The 1,663-nt window shown below is 34.6% G+C and carries 3 protein-coding genes; 2 read left to right on the top strand and 1 reads right to left on the bottom strand.

The features are described from left to right. Together L6Q46_RS13965 and L6Q46_RS13960 are read left to right on the top strand one after the other, a co-directional pair. On the top strand, positions 1 to 123 hold a 123-nt coding region (locus L6Q46_RS13965; protein ID WP_291284824.1), incomplete at its 5' end, for a DUF6146 family protein. Between the two features lie 161 nt (positions 124 to 284). After that, positions 285 to 1,487, top strand: coding sequence for an IS256 family transposase (locus tag L6Q46_RS13960; RefSeq protein ID WP_291284822.1), 1,203 nt, complete (start codon positions 285 to 287; stop codon positions 1,485 to 1,487). Positions 1,488 to 1,566: 79 nt separating this feature from the next. On the opposite strand, the gene L6Q46_RS13955 is transcribed toward L6Q46_RS13960, so the two are convergent. Further along, positions 1,567 to 1,663 (bottom strand): Fe-Mn family superoxide dismutase (locus L6Q46_RS13955; protein WP_291284823.1); only part of this gene is annotated, 97 nt, incomplete at its 5' end.

Here is a 1,663-nt window from a genome sequence, read left to right as displayed (position 1 = left end):
GACTATGACCTAAATGAAAAATACGGCTTAAAATTCGAGTATAAACTTTACCAGGTTTTTGCGTATGTACAATGGAAATACGGTCTAAAACTACAAGGTTTAAGCATGACAGAAGTAAGATAATTTCTAAAATGTAGAAAACAAAAAAAGGTTCAGAATTACTCTGAACGGTAGTATCTCGCTAACTGTGTAAGTTGAAAGGTTATTCTGAAAAATTTTGAGCCCTCAAAGCTCAAAAAATTTTTCGGAAATAACTTTTTACTATTTTTAAACATTACATAGTTATGATCGACAAAGAAGAATTATTAAACAACAAAGATTTTTATAAATCTTTCAAGAACGGAGAAGATTTAACATCATTCTTCAAAACGATGCACAAAAGAGCTGTTGAGCATATGCTTGAAGCCGAACTCGACGCTCATCTTGACAACGAAAAACACGAAAAAACTAAGGAGGGAAACTATCGTAACGGACACGGAACTAAAAAGATAAAATCCGGTTTTGGAGAGTCTGAAATTAAAGTTCCCAGAGACCGGGAAGGAAGTTTTGAACCTGCTTTAGTTCCCAAACGACACAACATTATCGAGGGTTTGGAAAATATTATCATTTCTTTTTATGCCAAAGGAATGAGCGTTTCTGACATCGAGGAACAAATCAAGGAAATGTACGATTTTGATGTGTCTACTTCAACAATATCCAGGATTACCAATGCTGTTGCCAGTGAAGTAGTTGCTTGGCAGAACCGACCGCTAGACGATTTATACTTAATTGTTTGGATGGACGGCATTGTTTTTAAAGTTAGGGAAAACTCAAAAGTCATCAACAAAACCATCTATTTAGCCGTTGGTTTAAACCGTGAAGGACGGAAAGAAGTTCTTGGAATGTGGCTTGGAAAAAACGAAAGTTCTAGCTTTTGGATGAGTGTTTTAACTGATTTAAAAGCTCGTGGGGTTGAGGATATTCTCATCACCGCTACCGATAATCTTAATGGATTTACCCATACTATCCGATCTGTTTTCCCTGAATCTCAAACTCAAATCTGCGTGGTTCATCAAATACGAAATGCTTGTAAATACGTAGTCTGGAAGGACAGAAAAGAGTTTTCTACCGATATGAAACATATTTATACAGCTCCTAGCAAAGACGCTGCTAAAGCTGCTTTAGAGGATTTTGCTGCTAAATGGGAAAGTAAATATTTGTACGCTATTCAATCCTGGAGAAATAATTGGGATGAGTTAACCGTGTTTTTTGACTTCCCTCTTGAGATTCGTAAAATCATTTACACTACCAATTTAATCGAAAACTTGAATGGGAAAATCAGAAAATACACCAAAAATAAAATGTCTTTTCCTACTGATGAAGCTGTCTTGAAGTCCGTCTATCTTGCGCTAAAGGAATCCACTAAAAAATGGACAATGCCTATTCAAAATTGGGGTATTGTTTTAAACCAATTTATGCTTATTTTTGAAAAAAGGCTCAGATTATAAAATCCAAGCCCTAACTTTTTAACTTACACACTTTTTGGGATAGTGTCCTCTGAACCTTTTTTATTGAAATTAAAAGTGATTATAATTTATTATAATTTTCTTCTACTTTATCCCAGTTGATTACTTCAAAAAATGCTGAAACATAATCTGGTCTTCTGTTTTGGTAATGCAAGTAA

The sequence above is a fragment of the Flavobacterium sp. genome, assembly GCF_023151265.1.
Classification (GTDB): Bacteria; Bacteroidota; Bacteroidia; order Flavobacteriales; family Flavobacteriaceae; genus Flavobacterium.
This window is presented reverse-complemented; position numbering and strand designations above follow the sequence as displayed.